At 59.2% G+C, this 2,889-nt stretch carries 2 protein-coding genes; both read left to right on the top strand.

Annotated features, from left to right (window positions below; genetic code table 11):
* Positions 1 to 63: 63 nt before the first annotated feature.
* Complete coding sequence (gene rimM, locus NW844_RS11115; RefSeq protein WP_414335673.1) at positions 64 to 615, top strand: ribosome maturation factor RimM; 552 nt, start codon at positions 64 to 66, stop codon at positions 613 to 615.
* Between the two features lie 202 nt (positions 616 to 817).
* Complete coding sequence (gyrB, locus tag NW844_RS11110; RefSeq protein ID WP_414335672.1) at positions 818 to 2,746, top strand: DNA topoisomerase (ATP-hydrolyzing) subunit B; 1,929 nt, start codon at positions 818 to 820, stop codon at positions 2,744 to 2,746.
* Positions 2,747 to 2,889 lie beyond the last annotated feature (143 nt).

Below are 2,889 nucleotides of genomic sequence, written 5' to 3'. Positions count from 1 at the left end.
CAACCGTTGCGCACCTCCGCTGCTTTCCCAACTGAGGTGGATCTTCCTCGGCTCGACTAAACCATGGTGGCTTCAGCCCAGGAAGGAGCTCCTGCTTGGCTGCTGGTGGGGCAGGTGGTGGCGGCCCATGGCCTGCGGGGCTGGCTGCGGGTCAAGTGCTGGTCAGATTTCCCGGAGCGACTCACCCAGCCGGGGCCCCGTTGGCTGCAGCGGGATGCGGATCCGGAGCCCCTACTACATCCTTTGATCGAGGGGCAATTTTTCCCGGCTAAGGGCCTTTACTTGGTGCGACTGGAAGGGATCCCCGATCGAACGGCGGCAGAGGTTTGGGTGGGAGCCAAGGTGCTGGTGCCGGCTTCCCACCGCTTGCCCCTCCAGCCGGAGGAGTACCACTACCGCGATCTCATCGGCTTGGCCGTCTATCACCAAGGAGAGCTGCTGGGACAGGTTTCGGGGATTTTGGCCGCCGGCCAGGATGTGCTGGAGATAACAACCCCTGACCGCCGACAGGTGTTGATCCCTTTTGTAAAAGCCCTGGTGCCCGTTGTGGATTTGGAAAAAGGCACGCTTCAGGTACAGCCGCCGCCGGGGTTGGTGGAGAGCTTTCTGGGTTAGGGTCTGGAGAGATAGACTGATTTCTCTACCTGCATCCCCTCCTGAACTCGGCCCCCAGAAGCGTCTGTGTGGCTATTCTAGCCTTTTGTGCTACCATAGGGGCAGTTTTTTGGGATACTAGACTCACTCCTGGCCTTTAAGGTCAATTTTCTGGGTTTCTGTGGATCTTGGCTGGGGGTCTTCTTCAGGATTGGAGTTGCGAATGACGGAAAACTACGGTGCAGAGCAGATCCAAGTTTTGGAAGGCTTGGAGGCTGTGCGCAAGCGGCCTGGCATGTACATTGGTTCCACCGGGCCCAAGGGGTTGCACCATTTGGTGTACGAGGTGGTGGACAACTCCGTCGATGAGGCTTTGGCCGGCTATTGCGACGATATTCAGATTACCCTCTACCCCGATGGCTCGGTGTCTGTTTTGGACAATGGCCGCGGCATTCCGGTGGATATTCATCCCAAAACTGGGCAGTCGGCCCTGGTGACGGTGCTGACGGTGTTGCACGCGGGGGGCAAGTTCGGCGGCGGCGGTTATAAGGTCTCCGGCGGGCTGCACGGGGTAGGGGTGTCGGTGGTAAATGCCCTCTCCGAATGGGTGGAGGTGACGGTTTGGCGGGAGGGCAAGGTTCACTTTCAGCGGTTTGAGCGCGGGGCGGTGGTGGGATCCTTGCAATCCGAGCCGCAACCCCAGGGATCCAACCGGCGGGGTACAGAGGTGCGCTTCAAGCCGGATGGGCTGATCTTTCCCGAGCGAGAGTTCGACTATGCTCTGTTGGCGGCCCGCTTTCGCGAGTTGGCCTACCTCAACGCTGGCCTGAAAATTACCTTCACCGACCTGCGGCGGGATCCACCGCACCGCGAAACCTATCAGTATGCGGGCGGCATCAAGGAATATGTAGCCTTCATCAACCACGAAAAAACCCCCATTCACTCCGACATCATCTACATACGGGGGGAGCGGGATGGCGTCGAGGTGGAAGTGGCGCTGCAGTGGTGCTCGGATGTCTATACCGACACGTTGATCGGCTTTGCCAACAACATCCGCACCACCGAGGGGGGCACCCACTTGGAGGGCCTGAAAGCCTCTCTTACCCTCACCATCAACAGCCAAGCCCGCAAGCTCAACAAACTCAAAGATTCTGACAGCAACCTGGCCGGAGAAAACGTGCGGGAGGGGCTGACGGCTATCGTCTCGGTCAAAGTACCCAACCCCGAGTTTGAGGGGCAGACCAAAACCAAGTTGGGCAACACGGAGGTGCGGGGCATTGTCCAGACCCTCGTCTCCGAGGCGCTGGCGGAGTATCTGGAGTTCAACCCCAACGTGGCCAGGGGGATCGTCGATAAAGCCATCCAGTCCTTCAACGCTGCCGAAGCAGCCCGGCGGGCCAGGGAATTGGTGCGGCGCAAATCCGCCCTGGAATCTTCCACGCTGCCGGGGAAGTTGGCCGATTGCAGTTGCCGTGACCCGGCCGAATCCGAGGTGTATTTGGTGGAAGGCGACTCGGCGGGGGGCAGCGCCAAACAAGGTCGGGATCGGCAGTTTCAGGCGGTACTGCCTTTGCGCGGCAAGATCCTCAACATCGAAAAGGCAGATCCCGCCAAGATCTACAAAAATGCCGAGATTCAGGCGATGATCACGGCGCTGGGGTTGGGGGTTAAAGGCGATGAATTTGATCCCAGCCAACTGCGCTACCACCGCATCATCCTCATGACCGATGCTGACGTGGACGGCAGCCACATTCGCACCCTGTTGTTGACCTTTTTCTACCGCTATCAAAAGGCCCTTCTGGAACAGGGCTATGTCTATATCGCCTGTCCGCCGCTCTACAAAATCGAGTGGGGCCGCAATAATGTTCGCTATTGCTACAGCGACGCCGAGAAGGATCAGATCGTGCGGGGATTGCCGGCCAACGCCAAGTACACTATCCAACGGTTCAAGGGTCTGGGGGAAATGATGCCCGAACAACTTTGGGAGACCACCATGAACCCGGCAACGCGCACCCTCAAACAGATCACCATTGAAGATGCGGTGGAGGCGGATCGCATTTTCACCATCTTGATGGGAGATGCTGTCGGCCCCCGACGGGAGTTTATTGAGGCTCACAGTGCCCATCTGGATCTGGCGGCTCTGGATATCTAGCCGATGGCGGGAAGCTTTGCCCTCTGGAGGAGGGTCGCTCTCCACTGTCGGCAGTTACAGTCGTTTCCAACAGGATTAAGACACTTTGCCGCCGGCCCAAGCGCTCCGCGCCGCTCACGCGACCACCCCCGACCCCTCTCCCT

Source organism: Synechococcus sp. H55.2, from assembly GCF_047462495.1.
In the GTDB taxonomy this organism is placed as follows: domain Bacteria; phylum Cyanobacteriota; class Cyanobacteriia; order Thermostichales; family Thermostichaceae; genus Thermostichus.
Note: the sequence above shows the minus strand (reverse complement) of the source record. Positions and strands in the feature narration are given on the sequence as shown.